Source organism: Streptosporangiales bacterium, assembly GCA_009379955.1.
Lineage (GTDB): Bacteria > Actinomycetota > Actinomycetes > Streptosporangiales > WHST01 > WHST01.
Window position 1 is genome coordinate 32,976 of the sequence record WHST01000012.1, and the last position, 18,298, is coordinate 51,273.

Annotated in this window: 14 protein-coding genes; all 14 read left to right on the plus strand. The window is 70.0% G+C overall.

Going from position 1 to position 18,298, the window contains the following annotated elements:
* Positions 1-24 precede the first annotated feature (24 nt).
* On the plus strand, positions 25-849 hold the full coding sequence (locus GEV10_05635; GenBank protein ID MQA77951.1) for a fumarylacetoacetate hydrolase: 825 nt from the start codon (positions 25-27) through the stop codon (positions 847-849).
* 45 nt (positions 850-894) lie between these two features.
* Positions 895-2,502, plus strand: a complete 1,608-nt coding sequence (locus tag GEV10_05640) for an AMP-binding protein (protein ID MQA77952.1) — start codon at positions 895-897, stop codon at positions 2,500-2,502.
* A 1-nt stretch (position 2,503) separates the two neighbouring features.
* On the plus strand, positions 2,504-3,307 hold the full coding sequence (locus GEV10_05645) for an ATP-binding cassette domain-containing protein (GenBank protein ID MQA77953.1): 804 nt from the start codon (positions 2,504-2,506) through the stop codon (positions 3,305-3,307).
* A complete protein-coding gene (locus tag GEV10_05650) occupies positions 3,297-4,151 on the plus strand; it encodes an ABC transporter permease subunit (GenBank protein ID MQA77954.1) in 855 nt (284 codons plus the stop codon). The genes GEV10_05645 and GEV10_05650 overlap by 11 nt, the downstream gene beginning before the upstream one ends.
* A gap of 12 nt (positions 4,152-4,163) precedes the next feature.
* Positions 4,164-4,979: a hydantoin racemase gene (locus GEV10_05655; protein MQA77955.1), complete on the plus strand. Its 816-nt coding sequence runs from the start codon at positions 4,164-4,166 to the stop codon at positions 4,977-4,979.
* A 29-nt stretch (positions 4,980-5,008) separates the two neighbouring features.
* Positions 5,009-7,324, plus strand: a complete 2,316-nt coding sequence (locus GEV10_05660; protein MQA77956.1) for a pyruvate dehydrogenase — start codon at positions 5,009-5,011, stop codon at positions 7,322-7,324.
* A gap of 27 nt (positions 7,325-7,351) precedes the next feature.
* Positions 7,352-8,554: an ROK family protein gene (locus GEV10_05665; protein ID MQA77957.1), complete on the plus strand. Its 1,203-nt coding sequence runs from the start codon at positions 7,352-7,354 to the stop codon at positions 8,552-8,554.
* Between the two features lie 108 nt (positions 8,555-8,662).
* Positions 8,663-10,180: an ATP-binding cassette domain-containing protein gene (locus GEV10_05670; GenBank protein ID MQA77958.1), complete on the plus strand. Its 1,518-nt coding sequence runs from the start codon at positions 8,663-8,665 to the stop codon at positions 10,178-10,180.
* Between the two features lie 128 nt (positions 10,181-10,308).
* Positions 10,309-11,226, plus strand: a complete 918-nt coding sequence (locus GEV10_05675) for an ABC transporter permease (protein MQA77959.1) — start codon at positions 10,309-10,311, stop codon at positions 11,224-11,226.
* 41 nt (positions 11,227-11,267) lie between these two features.
* Complete coding sequence (locus tag GEV10_05680) at positions 11,268-12,323, plus strand: substrate-binding domain-containing protein (protein ID MQA77960.1); 1,056 nt, start codon at positions 11,268-11,270, stop codon at positions 12,321-12,323.
* A gap of 45 nt (positions 12,324-12,368) precedes the next feature.
* A complete protein-coding gene (locus GEV10_05685) occupies positions 12,369-13,541 on the plus strand; it encodes a gfo/Idh/MocA family oxidoreductase (protein ID MQA77961.1) in 1,173 nt (390 codons plus the stop codon).
* Entirely contained in the window at positions 13,538-14,542 is a 1,005-nt protein-coding gene (locus GEV10_05690) for a TIM barrel protein (protein ID MQA77962.1), read from the plus strand. The genes GEV10_05685 and GEV10_05690 overlap by 4 nt, the downstream gene beginning before the upstream one ends.
* Before the next feature lie 16 nt (positions 14,543-14,558).
* Positions 14,559-15,080, plus strand: a complete 522-nt coding sequence (locus GEV10_05695) for a DUF664 domain-containing protein (GenBank protein ID MQA77963.1) — start codon at positions 14,559-14,561, stop codon at positions 15,078-15,080.
* Positions 15,081-15,139: 59 nt separating this feature from the next.
* The gene (locus GEV10_05700; protein ID MQA77964.1) at positions 15,140-18,289 is read left to right on the plus strand and encodes an AAA family ATPase; all 3,150 of its coding nucleotides are present in this window, start codon (positions 15,140-15,142) and stop codon (positions 18,287-18,289) included.
* The last annotated feature ends 9 nt before the right edge of the window (positions 18,290-18,298 follow it).

Genomic DNA, 18,298 nt, shown 5'->3' on the forward strand with positions numbered 1-18,298 from the left:
CGACGGGCTCTGGCAGGTGAGAAGATGCGATTCATCGCGTACTCGAACGCAGGCACGCCGACCATGGGCGTGGCGGTGGACGACCGGGTCGTACCCCTGTGTGAGGTCGCTGAGTTCTACGCCGACCTGCCGAGCTACCGTGCGGCAGCCGCGACGAAGACCGCTGCCGCTGCCGACGGGCTGGCGCTCACGGACGTCGAGCCCGCGATACCCGTACCGGCGACGGCGCACGTGCTGTGCGCGGGCCTGAACTACCGCGACCATGCCGCCGAGGCAACCGCGGACCTGCCGACGGTGCCCGACGTGTTCGGCCGGTGGGCGTCGACGCTCAACCGGGACGGCGGTGAGGTGCCCCTGCCACCGCGGGAGCACGGCCTGGACTGGGAAGGTGAGCTCGCCGCCGTCGTCGGCGCGCCCCTGCGAGACGTGGACGAGGCGGAGGCGGAGGAGGCGATCCTCGGTTATGTGTGCTTCAACGACCTGAGCGCACGGGGGTTCCAGTTCGCCGGCAAGCAGGTGACCGTCGGGAAGAACGCCGACGGTTCGGCGCCGATCGGCGCGCAGATCGTCGAGCCCGACGACCTCGGGCGAGCACGCGACCTCCGTATCCGCACCACGGTCAACGGCCGGCCGAAGCAGGAAGGCTCCACGGCTCAGCTCGTCTTCACGGCCGCGCAGATCATCGCGTACGTGTCCGGCTGCATGTCGCTGCGGCCAGGGGACCTGGTAGCCACGGGCACGCCCGCCGGCGTCGGCTTCAGCCGTGCACCCGCCGAGCTGCTCGGCAGCGGGGATGTGGTGACCGTGTCGATCGAGGGGATCGGCGAACTGACCAACACGATCGCGTGACCGGACACGAGCTGCCGCGCTGTGCAGGCATGGGAGGGCAACGCCATGGCCATAGACGTCGAGTCCCTCGCACTCGATCAACCAGCGGAGCTCCCCGGTGACGCGTTCCAGGCATTACGCCGTGCTGCGGACCTCTGGGGCGCTCGCGACTTCATCGTCGTCGACCACCGGGCACAGGTGGTGTCGTTCGCGGAGCTCCTCGAGCATGCGACCACCTTCGGCGAGCTGCTCCGCCACCGTGGGGTCAAGCCCGGTGATCGGGTCGGCCTGGCGCTCGCCAACTCGGTGGAGTGGGCCGCCGCGGCGTTCGCCGTCTTCGCCGTAGGTGGCGTCGTCGTACCGTTGAGCACCAGGCTGGTCGACCGGGAGGTACGGCACTGTCTCGAGGTGACCCGCCCGGCCGCGGTGGTGCTGCACCAGTCCGTCCGCACGCGCGACCTGCTGAGCGAGTGGCCGAGCCTGCGCGAGGTGGAGCGAGATGACGGTGCACCGATCGACGTGTGGGTGCACCGGACGTCCGGGCAGCAGTGGACTGCGCCGGAACCACAAGGGGAGGCGGTCGGGTCGCCGACAACCACCGCGCTCGACGACCTCGACGGGGCTGCGGTGATCCTGTTCACCTCAGGCACGACATCGGCACCCAAGGGCGTTGTCCTGACGCATCACGGCCTGCTGAGGCTCGCGTACGAGGTCGGTCGCCGTCAGGGACTCGGCCCGGACGACAGGTTCTTCTCGATCGCACCGTTCTTCCACTGCAGCGGACTCATGCATGCGATGCTGACGACGCTACTGACCGGCGCGACGCTGTTCACGGCGACGAGGTACCGGGCGCAGGACGTTCTGGGCGTGCTGCGCGACGAGTCGATCACCGTCTCGCACGGCCCGCTGCCGGCCGCCGACGACGTGCGTGCACACCCGGATCCGCGCGGCTTCCCGCAGTTCACGCGCGGGTGGGCCGGTGGCACCAGCGACGACCTCGCCGACCTGGAGAGCGCGATGGGCACCCGGCTGTGCTCGCTGTGGGGCATGACCGAGACCGGCGGCTGCTTCGCACTCACCACCGCGGACGACCCGCGCGACGTCCGGCACGGCACCGCCGGATTTCCACTGCCTGGCCTGGAGTTCCGCATCGCCGGTGCCGACGGGTCGCCCGTCGACGGCGCGGAGCCCGGCGAGCTGTGTGTGCGCGGCTGGAACGTGACACCCGGGTACTTCCGTGACCCGGCCGCCTCCGCGTCCGCCATCCGGGACGGCTGGCTGCACACGGGTGACCGCGCCGCACGACTGCCGGACGGTCGGTTGCGGTTCCTGGGTCGACAGAAGGACATCATCCGGGTCGGTGGCGAGAACGTCGCGCCGACGGAGATCGAGTCGGTGCTCACCGAGCTCGACGCGGTCACCGACGCTGCGGTGATCGCCGCGCCGGACGCACGCCTCGGTGAGGTGCCGGTCGGCATCGTCGTGCTCACGCCGGGAGGTCAGGTGACGGCGAGCGGACTCACCGAGCACTGCCGCACGCGACTGGCGAGCTTCAAGGTGCCGCGCGACTTCTTCCTGGTCGACGGCATTCCGCGAACACACGCCACGAACAGGATCCAGCGCACCAAGCTGCACGCCGATGTGCGGGATGGGAAGGCCACACATGTCAGGTGACCTGATTGACGTCACGTCCGTCAGCAAGACGTATGAGACGGCCAAGGGCGGACTGGTCCACGCACTGCAGGATGTCTCCCTCACCATCGGGCGTGGCGAGTTCGTCAGCATCGTCGGGCCGAGCGGATGCGGGAAGTCCACCCTGCTCAGCATCATCGCGGGCCTGGACGAAGCCAGCCACGGCGCGGTCGGAGTCGCGGGCGTGCACGTGCGCAGGCCCAGCAGAGACGTCAGCATCGTGTTCCAGAACCCGGTGCTCCTGCCATGGCGCAAGGTCGTGGACAACGTCCTGCTGCCGATCGAGCTCAGCTCGAGACGCATCTCGCAACAGCATCGGAGCAAGGCTGGCCAGGTGATCGAGATGGTCGGTCTCACCGGATTCGAGAACTCTTACCCGCGAGAGCTGTCCGGTGGCATGCAGCAGCGTTGCGCGATAGCGCGGGCCCTCATGCTCGACGCTCCCGTGCTGCTGATGGACGAGCCATTCGGCTCGCTCGACGCGCTGACCCGCGAACAGCTCAACCTCGAGATCCAGGACATCTGGATGCAGACCGGCACCACCGTCATGCTCATCACGCACGACATCGACGAGGCTGTGCTGCTCAGCGACCGCGTCATCGTCATGTCGAGGAGACCGGGATCGATCGTGCGCGTGTTCGACATCGACGCGCCACGGCCGCGTGGGCACGGTGTCGGCGACGAGCTCGAGACGGCTCGCGTCCGCGCCGCCATCCGCGAGGAGCTGGGTGTGGCGGGGCCCGTGCGGTCCCAACAAGACGTCAAGGAGCCGACCGATGTCCACTAGCCAGGGAGTGCCGACCCACTCCGACGTGGAGAGCTCAGCCGGCGGGCTACCGACCGCGGCAGCCGGCCGTCGAGGGCTTCGCCGGTGGAGGGCGGTGTCCGGCCAGATCAGCAAGGTGCTCTACGTCGTGGCCACGTTCATCCTCGTCACCGTGGTCTGGCAAGCGGTAGTCACCCTGTTCCACGTGCCGTCGGTGATCCTGCCGGGGCCGATCGAGATAGCGGGCGCGCTCTCCACGGCGAAGACGATCATCCCGGTGCAGCTCGGCTGGACGATGTACTCCGCGATCATCGGATTCGGGATCGCGGTCGTGAGCGGAGTGGTCTGCGCGCTCCTGGTAACCGAGATCTCGTTGCTCCGTAAGACGTTCTACCCGCTCATCATCAGCTTCCAGTCGATGCCACACATCGGCATCGCGCCACTGATGGTCGTCTGGTTCGGGTTCGGCACCACGTCGCACGCGGCGATGTCGGCGGTGGTCGCGTTCTTCCCGATCTTCACGAACATGGCGCACGGCCTCGACACCGTGCGCGGAGAGCGCCTGCGGCTGTTCCGCTCGTACGGTGCGTCAAGCCTCCAGACGATGCGGAAGCTCAAGCTGCCGATGTCGCTGCCGTTCCTGTTCGCGGGCGCCAACGTCGGCATCATCTTGTCGATGCTCGCCACCATCGTGTCGGAGTTCCTCGGCTCGAACCAGGGGATGGGCTTCATGCTCGTGCAGCAGAGCAACAACCTGAACACCCCCGGTGTGTTCGCGGTGCTCATCGTGCTCGCGGTCGTCGGCCTGCTCCTGCACGCGATCGTCACCGGCCTGCGCCGGATCGCCTTGCGCTGGAGCCTGTGAACAAGGAGAGCGATGACCGACCTGCGACTGTGGCATCAGAGCCTCACCGACCTCGGCCTGCTGGACGCCTACCAGCGAGGTCTCACCGAACACCTGACGGACGTCGTGACGGACGACGTCGTGGTCGACGTGCACGGGATGAGCTCCGGGACCTACACCACCCCGTACCCGGGTAGCCGGATCCACCAGGTGTACCTGCAGAGCCTGCACAAGGAGCAGTTCGTCTCCGCCGCGCTGACCGCGGAGTCCGCCGGCTACGACGGGATGATCATCGCGACCATCCCCGACCTGGCGCTGGAGGAGTGCCGGTCGTTGGTCGACATCCCGGTCGTGGGGTTCGGTGAGGCGAGCTTCAAGGTGGCGTCGATGCTCGGCGGCGTCATCGGTGTGGTCTCGTTCGACATCGAGCCCCTGGAGCCGCAGCTGCGCCGCAATGCCGAGCGCTACGGGGTCGGCTCCCTGCTCGGGCCGATGACCGACGCGAAGGCGTCCTTCGACGACGTCGTGGACGGACTCGCCGGCGGCGATGCCGGCAAGGTGGTCCGGGCCGTCACCGAGGCAGGACGGGAGCTGATCGCCCGGGGGGCACAGGTGATCGTCCCCGGGCCTGGACCGATGAACCTGTTGGTGGCCAGGCAGCGACTCACCCGCATCGACGACGTTCCGGTGATCGACTCGCTGCGGGCGAGTGCCGAGATGTGCGCCATGCTCGCCAGGATGCGACGTGCCGGCGTCTACCCGAGCCGCCGCGGCTTCTACTGGGCCAAGCCCGAGCGGGCACAGGTCGCCGCGGCGCGTGAGGTCTACGGCCTGGCCACGCCTCGCTGACCGGGAAGCGATTCAGCATGACGAGCACGATGGATGCGACCTCGCCCGACCGCGACGTCCCGCCGGCGGTCTTGCGTGAGATCGAGCGACGGGTGCTGTGGCTGTCGACGGCGATGGTCCACCACGCCAACAGCGTGCGCCCGAAGACCGCAGGCCCGAAGGTCGGCGGCCACCAGGCGTCGTCGGCGTCGATGGTGTCGCTGATGACGTCGCTGTGGTTCCGGCACCTCCGACCGGACGACCGAGTGTCGGTCAAACCGCATGCCTCGCCGGTCCTGCATGCGATCAACTACCTGCTGGGTAGGCTGGAAGAGCAGTACCTGACGACGCTGCGTTCGATCGGCGGTCTGCAGAGCTACCCGAGTCGCGCGAAGGATCCCGACCCCGTCGACTACTCGACCGGGTCCGTCGGCATCGGGGCGACGGCCACCATCTGGGGCGCGGTCGCGCGGCGTTACCTGCAGAGCAGGGCGGAAGAGTCGACACACGGCCGGCAGTACGCGCTCGTCGGTGACGCGGAGCTGGACGAGGGCGCCGTGTGGGAGGCCGTGCTCGATCCGGGTGTGGTCGAGCTGGGCGAGCTGGTGTGGATCGTCGACCTCAACCGGCAGTCGCTCGACCGGGTGGTGCCGAACATCGCGGTCGATCGGTTGCACGGGATGTTCGCCGCCGCCGGGTGGCAGGTGCTCACCGTGAAGTACGGCGGGCTGCTCGAGGACCTGTTCACCCGCCCCGGCGGTGACGCGTTGCGCACCCGTATCGACGAGATGAGCAACCCCGAGTACCAGCGGCTGCTGCGTTGTCCGCCCGCCGAGATGCGGCGTCGACTGCCGGGCAGCGGCCATGGAGCCGCAGCACTCGAGCAGCTGGTCGCCGACCTGGACGACGCGACCCTCACGGCGGCGATGGGCAACCTCGGCGGACACGACCTGGGCTCGCTCGACCGTGCGTTCCAGGCCATCGACGACACCCGCCCCACCGTGATGATCGCCTACACCGTCAAGGGATACTGCCTGCCGATCCAGGGGCACCCGCAGAACCACTCCGCGTTGCTCACCGACGAGCAGATGGAACGGCTCGCCGCCGACCTCGGCGCCGATCACGCCGACCCGTGGGCGCGGTTCCGCGATGGCAGCCGGCCCGCGCTGCTGTGCGCCGAGACCGCGCGTCGGCTACGGCGCGACGACACGGCTGTGGGCGGACCACCGGAGGTGCCGGTCGACTTCGGGCGTACGCCGACGAACACGGGCACCACCCAGGAGGCGCTCGGCCGGGCGCTGCTCGACCTGACTCGGCAGGCGCCACACGCGGCGGGCCGGGTCGTCACGGTGAGCCCCGACGTCAGCTCGTCGACCAACCTCGGCGGTTGGGTGAACAAGGTCGGTGTGTGGTCGGTACGTGAACGCGTCGACTGGTTCGCCGACGATCCCGACACGATCCTGCACTGGCAGGAGCAGCCGACGGGGCAGCACATCGAGCTCGGCATCGCGGAGACGAACCTGGTGGGGTTGCTCGGTGAGCTCGGCGCGACCTGGAGCCGGTGGGGGCAACCGCTGCTGCCGATCGGCGTGCTGTACGACCCGTTCGTGACACGTGCGCTGGAGCCGTGGACGTTCGGCATCTACGCCGGTGGCCAGTCGATCCTGGTCGGCACGCCGTCCGGGGTCAGCCTCGCCCCGGAAGGTGGTGCGCACCAGTCGATCATCACGCCGTCGATCGGGCTGGAACAGCCGGACTGCCTCGCGTACGAGCCGGCGTTCGCGATCGACGTCGAGTGGACGCTCCTTGCCAGCCTGGCACGACTCGGGCGCCAGGACGGCACGTCGACGTATCTCCGGTTGTCGACCCGACCGGTGGACCAGCGGCTCGCGCGCGTGCCGACGGATCCGACGGCACGCGCCCGCCGGCGGCGGCTCGTCGTCGCCGGCGCCTACCCACTGCGCCGCGCCGACAGGCCACGTGTCACGGTCGCGGCGCTGGGCGCGGTCGTCACCGAGGCGCTGGCCGCCGCGGACCGGCTCGACGCGATCGGCGTCGGCACGGACGTCGTCTGTGTCACCAGCCCGGGACTCCTCTTCGACGCGTTACGTGGACGGCAAGGTCGCGGAGCCGGCCAGGACTGGATACTGGAGCAGGCGTTCCCGAGCAACCGGGCTGTGCCACTGGTCACCGTGCTCGACGGTCACCCGCACACCTTGGCATTCCTCGCCGGTATCAACAATGTCGCGAACATGACGCTCGGCGTCACGTCGTTCGGCCAGTCCGGCGCGCTGCAGGACGTCTACCGCTACCACGGCATCGACACCGACGCGATCGTGGCCGCGGCGCTCGATCTCACCGACTGACCGGTCGGCCGGCGCTACATTGGCACGATGGAAGCGCCGGACGCCGGGCAGCAGTCGCGAGTGCGCTCGCGTCAACAGCCGCGGCTCCTCGCATCGTTACGCGACGAGGGCCCGATGTCGCGCGTGGCGCTCGGGGAGCGGCTGGAGCTGCCACGCGCGAAGCTCAGCGGTGCGCTGACCCGGCTGGTCGACGCGGGGCTCGTGCAGATCGGTGGTCCGGCGGCCAGCCGGGGTGGTCGGCGCTCGATGCTCGTGCACCTGGCGGACGACCTCCGCTTCCTTGCCGCGGACGTCGGTGCGACATCGGTCAACGTCGCGGTCACCGACGGCAGGTGCGAGGTGCTCGCGAGCCAGAGCGAGGACTGTGACGTGCGGCAAGGGCCCGCGCGGGTGCTCCAGCGTGTGGTCGACCTGGCGAACCTGGTGCTGGCGAAGACTCCCGGCCGGCTGATGGGCGCCGGCATCGGCCTGCCGGGTCCGGTCAGCTTCCGAGACGGCATGCCGGTCGCGCCACCGATCATGCCCGGCTGGGACCGCTACCCGGTGCGCGAGGAGCTGGCCGGACGGTGGGGCTGCCCCGTCACGGTGGACAACGACGTGAACGTGATGGCGCTCGGCGAACGCCACGCCGGTGTGGCCCGGTCGTTGGACGACCTGATCTTCGTCAAGGTCGGCACCGGCATCGGCTGCGGCATCGTGCTCGGCGGCGTCGTGTACCGGGGCGTGGCGGGCAGCGCGGGCGACATCGGGCACATCCGGCTGGACGACGACGGACCGGTGTGCGCATGCGGCGAGGCCGGCTGCCTCGAGGCGTACTTCGGCGGCGCCGCCCTGGCACGAGACGGCCTGACACTCGCGCGCAGCGGCCGGTCACCGATGCTCGCCGAGACGTTGACCGAGCGCAGCACGCTGACCGCCGAGGACGTCGGTGCCGCCGCCGCGGCCGGCGACTTCGGGGCGACGAACCTCCTGCGGGAGGGCGGCCGACGCCTCGGCCACGTGATCGCGTCACTGGTCAGCTTCCTGAACCCGGGCATGGTCGTGATCGGAGGCGGCGTGTCGCGCGTCGGCCATCCGCTGCTCGCCGAGGTGCGCGGCTCGGTCTACCGCCGCTCCCTCCCGCTCGCCACGAGCAACCTGCCCATCGTGCTCTCCGAGCTGGGCGACCTGGCGGGGGTCACCGGCGCCGCCTGGTCCGCCACCGAGCACGCCTTCATCCTCGTCGACTGAACCGCGCTCCGGACTTTCGTCCTGAGTCGTCGAAAGATCGCACGTCCAGATCTAAAGTGCGCTACGTTGTGACCTCGCGCACACCATGCCCCCTCGGGAGACCGGCCCATGACCGATGACGCGCTCCTGACGATGGCCGGCATCGTCAAGACCTTCCCCGGAGTGCGCGCGCTCGACGGGGTCGACCTGGAGGTCCGCGCCGGCGAGGTGCACTGCCTGCTCGGCCAGAACGGCGCCGGAAAGTCCACACTGATCAAGGTGCTGTCGGGCGCGCATCAGCCGGACCAGGGCGTGATCAGCTGGCACGGTCGACCCATCACGCTCGGCTCGCCGGTCGACGCACTGCGCCTCGGCATCGCCACCATGTACCAGGAGCTCGACCTGGTCGACGGGCTGTCGGTGGCGGAGAACGTCTTCCTCGGTCACGAGCCGGCCACGTTCGGCTTCACGCGCTACCGGCACGCCCGGGCCAGCGCCAGTCGACTGCTGCACCGGCTGGGCCATCCGGAGATCCCGCCGGGCCGAGAGGTCGAGCTGCTGTCGGCCGCCGGCAAGCAGCTGGTGTCGATGGCACGAGCACTCGCGCACGACGCGCAGCTGATCGTGATGGACGAGCCGACCGCGGCGCTGGCCAACGACGAGGTCGACAACCTGTTCCGCATCGTCGGGGAGCTGACCGCGGCCGGCGTCGCCGTCGTCTACATCTCCCACCGGCTCGACGAGATCCGCCGCATCGGGCATCGAGTGACCGTGCTCAAGGACGGGCGCACCGTCGCATCCGGACTCGACGCGGCGAGCACACCGACCGCACAGCTGGTCAACCTGATGTCCGGCCGCACGATGCAAGCCGTCGCGCCGCGCCGCCAGGAGTCCACGATGGACGAACGGCGCGAGGTGCTGAGGGTCGAAGGGTTGACCAGGGTCGGCGAGTTCGCCGACGTGAGCTTCACCGTGCACGCCGGCGAGATCGTCGGCCTCGCCGGACTGGTCGGCGCCGGTCGCAGCGAGGTGCTCGAGACCGTGTTCGGCGCGAGGAAGCCGGACGCCGGCACGGTCGCCGTGGGCGGCAGGCGGCTGCGACCTGGCAGCGTGACCTCCGCGGTGGCCGCCGGCGTGGGGCTCGCTCCGGAGGAGCGCAAGAGCCAGGGCCTGCTGCTGGACCAGTCCGTGGCCGACAACGTCATGCTGGCCAGCCTGCCTGAGTACAGCCGTGCCGGGTTCCCCGATCGGGCCCGAGAGCTGCGCGACTCCCGCGCCACGCTGGAACGGCTGGACCTGCGCCCGGCCGACCCGCGCCGGGTGATGCGTACGCTCTCCGGCGGCAACCAGCAGAAGGCGGTCGTGGCGCGCTGGCTGGTGCGCGACTGCAAGGTACTGCTCCTGGACGAGCCGACCCGCGGGGTGGACATCGGCGCGCGGGTCGAGCTGTACCGGCTGATCCACGAGCTGGCGGCGTCCGGCGTGGCGGTGGTGCTGGTCTCCAGCGAGGTTCCCGAGGTACTCGGGCTCTCTGACCAGGTACTGGTGATGCGCGAGGGTCGCCTGCTCGCCACGCGGCCTGCGCGGGACCTCACCGAGGCCGCGGTGCTCGACATGGTGATGACAGGCAGCGAGGTCATGACGTGAGCGATGGAGCTGACGTGAGCGCGCGGTCGTCCCCGACCGCACCGGAGTCCGAGGCGACGTCGGAGCCGGACCGCACGGAACCACCGGCGAGAACGCGTGTCCCGAGCGGTCTACGGCTGGACGTCCGCATGATGATCCTGCTCGGCGTGCTGGTCGTGCTCTGCGTGGTCGGCTACGTCACCAAGCCGGACGCGTTCCTCTCCGAAAGCAACATCTCCACGATGCTCCGGCTCGCCGCGGCGATCGGCGTCGTGAGTGTCGGCATGACCTTCGTGATCATCTCCGGGGGCATCGACCTGTCCGTCGGGTCGCTGGTCGCACTGGCCAGCGTCTGGATGACCACGGTGGCGACTCAGTCCTACGGCCCGTTCGTGATGGTGCTGTGCGCGTGTGCCGTCGGGCTGGGTGCCGGACTGATCAACGGGTTGCTCATCGCGTACGGCCGGCTGGTGCCGTTCATCGCCACGCTCGCGATGTACGCGTCCGCGCGCGGGCTGGCCGAGAGGCTGTCCGGACGGCGCACGCAGGTAGTCACCGAGCTGGGGTTCCTCGACGTCTTCCGCGGTGACCTGCTCGGCATCCCGGTGCTCATCTGGATGCTCGCCGCGGTCTTCGGCGTCGGTTGGGTCGTGCTCAACCGCACGACCTTCGGTCGGCGCACGTTCGCCGTCGGCGGCAACGCCGAGGCGGCTCGACTGGCCGGCATCAACGTCAAGCGACACCTCGCGGTGGTGTACGGCATCGCCGGGCTCTGCTGCGGCATCGCCGCGGTGATGGTGGTCGCCCGTGCCACCTCGGGCGCCTCCACCAACGGCATGTTCTACGAGCTCGACGCGATCGCCGCCGTCGTGATCGGCGGCACCCTGCTGTCGGGCGGTCGCGGCACGCTGATCGGCACGCTCATCGGCGTGCTGATCTTCACCGTCGTGAACAGCATCTTCGCGCAGAACAATCTCGAGACCGACATCCAGAACATCGCCAAGGGCGCGATCATCGTCGCCGCCGTTCTGCTGCAGTACGGCACCACCAGAACCAGCAAGACCTGATGCCACCAACCATGCACGACAGATGATTCGAGGGAGTACCCGTGTCTCACAATCCAACGCTGGCTCGCCGCCGGTTACTGCTGGGCGCTTCCGCACTGGGCGCAGGCGCGCTCCTGGTCGGCTGTACCTCCAACGAGCCGACCGACGAGAGTACGGAGCCGGTCGCCGGTGGTGGCGGTGAGAACGCGTCACCGGGCAAGGAGATCACCGTCGGCTTCTCCGCGCCGGCCGCCGACCACGGCTGGATGGCGGCGATCACCAAGAACGCGCAGGCGCAGGCGAAGACGTTCTCCGACGTCACGCTCAACGCCACCGAGGGCACCAACGACGTCAACCGCCAGATCGCCCAGGTCGAGACGCTGATCAACGCCGAGGTCGACGTGCTGGTGATCCTGCCGTTCGACGGCAAGGCGTTGACCGCGGTCGCCAGGCAGGCGATGGACGCCGACATCCCGGTGGTCAACCTGGACCGGGTGTTCGACACCGCGCTCGCCTACCGGACCTGGGTGGGCGGCGACAACTACCGGATGGGCGTCAACGCCGGCGACTACCTCGGCGAGCAGCTCAAGGCGAAGAAGGTGTCCGATCCGGTCATCGGCGAGGTCGCCGGGATCGACTCGCTGCCGCTGACACGGGACCGCAGCAGGGGATTCAAGGACGCCCTGGCACGCCACGGGTTCAAGGTCGGTCCACGGGTGGCCGCGGAGTTCACCTCGGAGTCCGGTGAGCGGCAGACCGCGAACCTGCTCCAGGGCGCAGGCAAGCTCGACGCGCTGTGGAACCACGACGACGACCAGGGCGTCGGCGTGCTCGCCGCGATCGAGTCGGCGGACCGGAGCGAGTTCATCATGGCCGGCGGTGCCGGGTCGCGGAACATGATGGACCGGATCAAGTCAGACAGCTCGGTCATCAAGGCCACCGTCCTGTACAGCCCGGCGATGGCGTCCTCGGCGATCTCGCTCGCCCGCCTGCTCGGTCAGGACAAGGGCATGGCCGATCTCGCCGAGCACGAGATTCCCGCGAGCATCACCGCCTACTCGGCGGTCGTGACCAAGGAGAACGTCGACCAGTACCTGGACATCGGCTTCGCGTCGTAGGCGCGGCGTGGGAACGGGCGGACACATAGACGACGAGGGGTGATCATGACGGTGGGCAGCCGGGGACGGATCGGGATCGGCATGGTCGGCCACGCGTTCATGGGCGCGGCGCACTCGCACGCATGGCGGACAGCGCACCGGTTCTTCGATCTGCCGGTGGTGCCCCACCTTGCCGTCCTCGGCGGTCGCGACGTCGCCAGGACCAAGGCCGCGGCGGCGAAGCTCGGTTGGGCGGACGTGCAGACCGACTGGCGTGAGCTGGTGGCCTCCGCCGACGTGCAGTTGGTCGACATCTGTACGCCGAGCGACTCGCATGCGGAGATCGCCGTCGCGGCCCTGGCCGCCGGGAAGCACGTGCTGTGCGAGAAGCCCCTCGCCAACACCGTCGCCGAGGCCGAACAGATGGCCGCTGCCGCGGCCGAGGCGGCAACCCGTGGCGTGCGATCGATGGTGGCGTACAACTACCGCCGGGTCCCCGCGGTCGCCTATGCACGCCGGCTCGTCGAGGCCGGCCGGCTCGGCACGATCCGCCACGTGCGCGCCCTCTACCTACAGGACTGGCTGTCCGACGAGCATGCCCCCATGACCTGGCGGTTGCGTAAGGAACGGGCAGGCTCCGGCGCTCTCGGCGATCTCGGCGCGCACATCGTCGACACCACCCAGTACCTGCTGGGCGACGTGCTCACGGGAGTCGCCGCGCTCACCGACACGTTCGTCCACAGGCGGCCGGAGGAGAACGGCTCGGGCGAGCTCGACGACGTCACCGTCGACGACGCGACGGTGTTCCTCGGCCGGTTCGCCGGCGGCGCGCTTGCGACGTACGAGGCCACCAGGTTCGCGCTCGGCCGCAAGAACGGCATGTCGGTGGAGATCAACGGGTCGCGCGGCAGCCTGCGCTTCGACTTCGAGTCGATGAACGAGCTGTGGTTCTTCGACGGCACGGGCGACGCCGCGGAGGCGGGGTTCCGGCGCATCCTCGTCACCGAGCCGACCCACCCGTACGTCGGCGCGTGGTGGCCGCCGGGGCACCTGCTCGGCTACGAGCACACGTTCACCCATGAGGTGGTCGACCTGGTGCGGGCGATCGTCGACGGCACCGACCCCGCACCGTCGTTCGCGGACGGGCTGCGGGTGCAGCGGGTGCTCGACGCCGTCGGCAGAAGCGCTGCGGCAGGATCGGCGTGGACCGAGGTCGCAGCAGTGGGGAGCAGACGATGAGTCGACCAGTGACGCTGTTCACCGGCCAGTGGGCGGATCTTCCGTTCGAGGAGGTGTGCGAGCTCGCCGCACGCTGGGGATACGACGGTCTGGAGATCGCCTGTTCCGGCGATCACTTCGAAGTCGACCGAGCGCTGGCAGAGGACGACTACGTCGCGGGCAAGCTGCGGCAGCTCGCTTCACACGGACTCGGGGTGTGGGCGATCTCCAACCATCTCGTCGGCCAGGCGGTGTGCGACGACCCGATCGACGACCGGCACCGCAACATCCTGCCGTCCCGGATCTGGGGTGACGGCGACGCAGAGGGTGTGCGCGCCCGCGCGGCGCAGGAGATGGCCGACACCGCACGTGCCGCCGCGAAGCTGGGTGTCTCCACCGTCGTCGGCTTCACCGGGTCGAAGATCTGGAAGTACGTCGCGATGTTCCCGCCGGTGTCGCAGGAGGTCGTCGACGACGGCTACGCCGACTTCGCCGAGCGATGGAACCCGATCCTCGACGTGTTCGACGAGCAGGGCGTCCGCTTCGCACACGAGGTGCACCCGTCGGAGATCGCCTACGACTACTGGACCACCAGGCGCACGCTGACCGCCGTGGACGACCGTCCGGCGTTCGGTCTGAACTGGGACCCGTCGCATTTCATCTGGCAGGACCTGGACCCTGTCGGGTTCATCCTGGACTTCGCCGACCGCATCTACCACGTCGACTGCAAGGACACCAAGAAGCGCTTCGACGGCCGCAACGGCCGGCTGGGCTCGCACCTGCCGTGGGCCGATCCGCGGCGCGGCTGGGACTTCGTGTCGACCGGCCACGGCGACGTGCCGTGGGAGGAGTCGTTCCGCGCGCTCAACGCGATCGGCTACACCGGCCCCCTCTCCGTGGAATGGGAGGACGCGGGCATGGACCGGCTGCGCGGCGCGGCGGAAGCGGTGACGTTCGTCCGCAACCTCAGCTTCGACAAGCCGGCCGCTGCGTTCGACGCGGCGTTCAGCACACGGGATTGACCCATACTGAACAGTCATGACCGATGATGCGCACAAGCCCAGCCGTGAGCTCTCCGACTCGGAGGAGGTGCTGCTCGGCTTCCTCGACTACTACCGGTCGGTGATCACCCGAAAGATCGACGGCCTCGGTGAGGAGGAGCTGCGGTCGAGCCGGCTGCCGTCGGGCTGGACCCCGTTGCAGCTGCTCAAGCATCTCGCGTGCATGGAACAGCGGTGGTTCCGCTGGGGCTTCACCGCCGAGCAACTGCCGGACCCGCACGGGGACGAGGACGACTCCGGGCGTTGGCGGGTCGGCGCCGACGAGACCGCCGCCGAGCTCGTCACCGCTCTGCACGCCGCGGGCGCGTCCACCCGGTCGATCGTCACTGCCGCCGACCTGACCGACGTCGCCGCGGCCGGCGGACGGTTCCCCGAGGACGACCCGCGCCCTCGTCCCACGCTGGCGTGGATCCTGGTCTACGTGCTCCAGGAGTACGCCCGTCACGCCGGCCACCTCGACACCGCCAGGGAGCTCATCGACGGTGCCACCGGCGAGTAGCGCCGGATCCGGTCTCACTCGCCCGGGTCGAACCGAACGACCGTGCCTAGACTGAACCGGTGTCGTCCGCCCTGACCCTTCTCGACGGCGTGCGCTGGTGCGGCAGGCTCGTTGCCGGCGACCGGCCGCAGGCGTTGCTGGCGGCGCTCACTGCCGGAAGCGGCCGCGCGGTGAGCAACGAGCGGCTGATCGAGGCGGTGTGGGGCGAGGACGTCCCGGCCAACACGGGCAAGGCGTTGCAGGTACTGGTGTCGCGAACCCGTACCCTGTGCGGCCCGGACGCGGTGGTCCACGACGGTCGCGGCTACCGGCTCGGCGTGTCACCGGACCAGGTCGATGTGCTCCGACTCGGCGAGCTGACCAGGCGAGCCCGTCGCGCCCTGGCAGACGATGACGCGGTCGCCGCGCGTGAGGCTGCCTTCGAGGCGGTCGGACTGACCAGGTCGCTGGTGGTTCCCGACGACGACCACGACGGTCCGCTGGCCGAGCTGCGCAGGGTCGCCGCGCGGCACGCGGCCGAGCTCACCGGACTGCTCGGTCGCGCGCTGAGCGCGACCGGCGACCACTCCGCCGCACTGCCCCGTCTCGAGGAGACGTTGCACCGAGACCCGTCGGACGAGGCCGTACTCGCCTGCCTGCTCCGCAGCGAGGCGACCGTACGGGGTACGGGTGCGGCACTCGATCGCTACGAGAAGTACCGCAGCGAGCTGCGCGACCGGCTCGGCACCGACCCGGGTGACGATCTCCAGCGGGTCCACCGGTACCTGCTCGCGCTCGACAGGCCGGTGCGCGAGGGGTTGCGCTACGACACGAGCAGCCTGCTGGGCCGCGAGGACGACATCCGGCGACTGCGCGCTCTGGTGGAGACCGTCCGTGTGGTCTCGATCGTCGGACCCGGCGGCCTGGGCAAGACCCGGCTGGCGCACGTGCTCGGGCGCGACGCCGGACAACCGGTGGTCCACTTCGTCGAGCTGGTCGGCGTCACCGTGCCGGAGGACGTGGTCGGCGAGGTCGGCTCGGCACTGGGTGTGCGCGACTCGGTCAGCGGCCGCCGCACGCTGACACCTGAGCAGCGATCCGACGTTCGTGCCCGGATCGCCCAACACCTCGTCTCGGCCCCCAGCCTGCTGATCCTGGACAACTGCGAGCACGTGGTGGAGGCCGTGGCCGACCTGATCGCGTTCCTGGTGGCCACGACCCAGGACCTCCGGGTGGTCACCACGACCCGTGCCCCGCTGGCGATCGCCGCCGAGCACGTCTACCCGCTCGGTGAGCTCGGTACACCGGATGCCGTCGAGCTGTTCCGCCAGCGTGCCGTCGCCGCGCGCCCAGGCGTCAGGCTCCCCCACGACGCCGTGACCGACATCGTCGTCCGGCTGGACGGGCTCCCCCTGGCGATCGAGCTGGCCGCGGCCAAGGTGCGGGTGATGTCGGTCGACGACATCCGTCGACGCCTGGAGAACCGCTTCGCCCTGCTACGCGGCGGTGCCCGTGGCACCCCCGATCGACACCAGACCCTGATCGCGGTCATCGACTGGTCCTGGAACCTGCTCGGGGAGCCGGAGCGCCGGGTTCTTCGCCGGCTCTCGGTCTTCCACGACGGCTTCACCCTCGATGCCGCCGAGGCGGTTCTCGCCGGCGATGCCCTCGACGCCGTGCAGTCGCTGGTGGACCAGTCCCTGTTGGGCGTGACCGAGTCAGGGGCGGGCGTTCGCTACCGGATGCTGGAGACCGTCCGCGAGTTCGGTCGGATGCAGCTGGTCGACGCCGGCGAGGACGAACCGGCTCACGCCGCTCAACGCGCCTGGGCAACGACGTACGGTCGCGACCACGGGAAACGGCTGTTCGGGCCCGACCAGTTCACGGCGATGGACGCCATGGCCGCGGAGGAGAGCAACCTCGCCGACGTGCTCCGTCAGGCGCTCGCCGCACCCGACCCGGACACGGTCGTCCAGCTGCTCGCCACGCTGGGCTCGTTCTGGTCCATCCGTGGTGACCACGCGAGAGTGATCGTCCTGGCGGGTGCCATCGTCGATGCGATGGCGGGCTGGCACCCGCCCGCTCGGCTGGAGGATGTCACCCGGCAGGCCATGGTGGTCGCACTGAACAACCTGCTGATCGCGGCCGACGAGCGGACCAGGTCGATCCGCGACCTGCTCATCCGGCTCGGGGACGGTGGCGCCGAGCCCCGGGTGCGTGCCATGACCAGGGTGCTGCTCTCCCTCGACCCCGCCGACGGCGCGGTGCTCCAGGTGAGGCTCCGAGAGCTCGCCGACGACCCCGACCGTCACGTAGCCGTCGTGGCGTCGCAATGGCTCAGTCACACACTCGAGAACAACGGCGACCCCGCCGGTGCCGTCGAGGCGGCCGAGCACGCCCTGGGCCTGACCGAGGAGTCGGACGGCCCCTGGACCTCGGCGATCCTGCACACCCAGCTGGCCCAGCTCGACATGCAGCTCGGCCGTCGCGAGGCGGCGACGGTCCACGCCCACGCGGCGCTTCCCGTGCTCGACCGGCTCGGGGCGGCCGACGACCTCGTCCAGCTCCGGACGCTGCTGGCGCTCTGCGCCGTGGCCGACGGGCGTCTGGAGGAGGCTGCCTCCCAACTCCGGCGCATCGACCAGAGGGGGGAGCCGGAGGCCATGTTCGGCGGGCCGATCCTGGTGCTGACCGGGGAGGCGGAGCTCGCCCTGGCCCGTGGGGATCACGCCACCGGCCTGAGGATGTACCGGGAGGCGGTGCCCCGGATGCATGCGGTCAGGTTCCCCGGCCTGGAGCAGACCGGCCTGGAACCGTGGGTGCTGCAGGGCGAGTCGACCGCGTTGACGGCGTACGCCCTGTACGGCGGCGCCGAGGACGAGGCGGCGGGAGCGGAGCTGTTCCGCACCTGCCTCGACCGGGCGCCACGGGCGCTGGACCTCGGCCACCCCGATCTGGACTACCCGGTGTCCGGCGTCCTGCTGTTCGCGCTCGGGGCCTGGGGCCTGATGCGTCAGGTCATGCCGGCGGAGGACGCCGTGCGGTTGCTGGTCTTGGCCGAGCGGTTCGCGTACAACCGCTCGACGCCGACCCTGGCCTGGGAGAACGTCGAGTCGCATGCGGATGCAGGGGCGCCCGGCCTGATCACCGCGCTCCGTGGGGAGTTCGGGAACCGGCGAGGCCCCGAGCTCCTCGACGAGGCCCGCAGGTGCGTCGAGAAGATCGGGTGACCCGGTGCG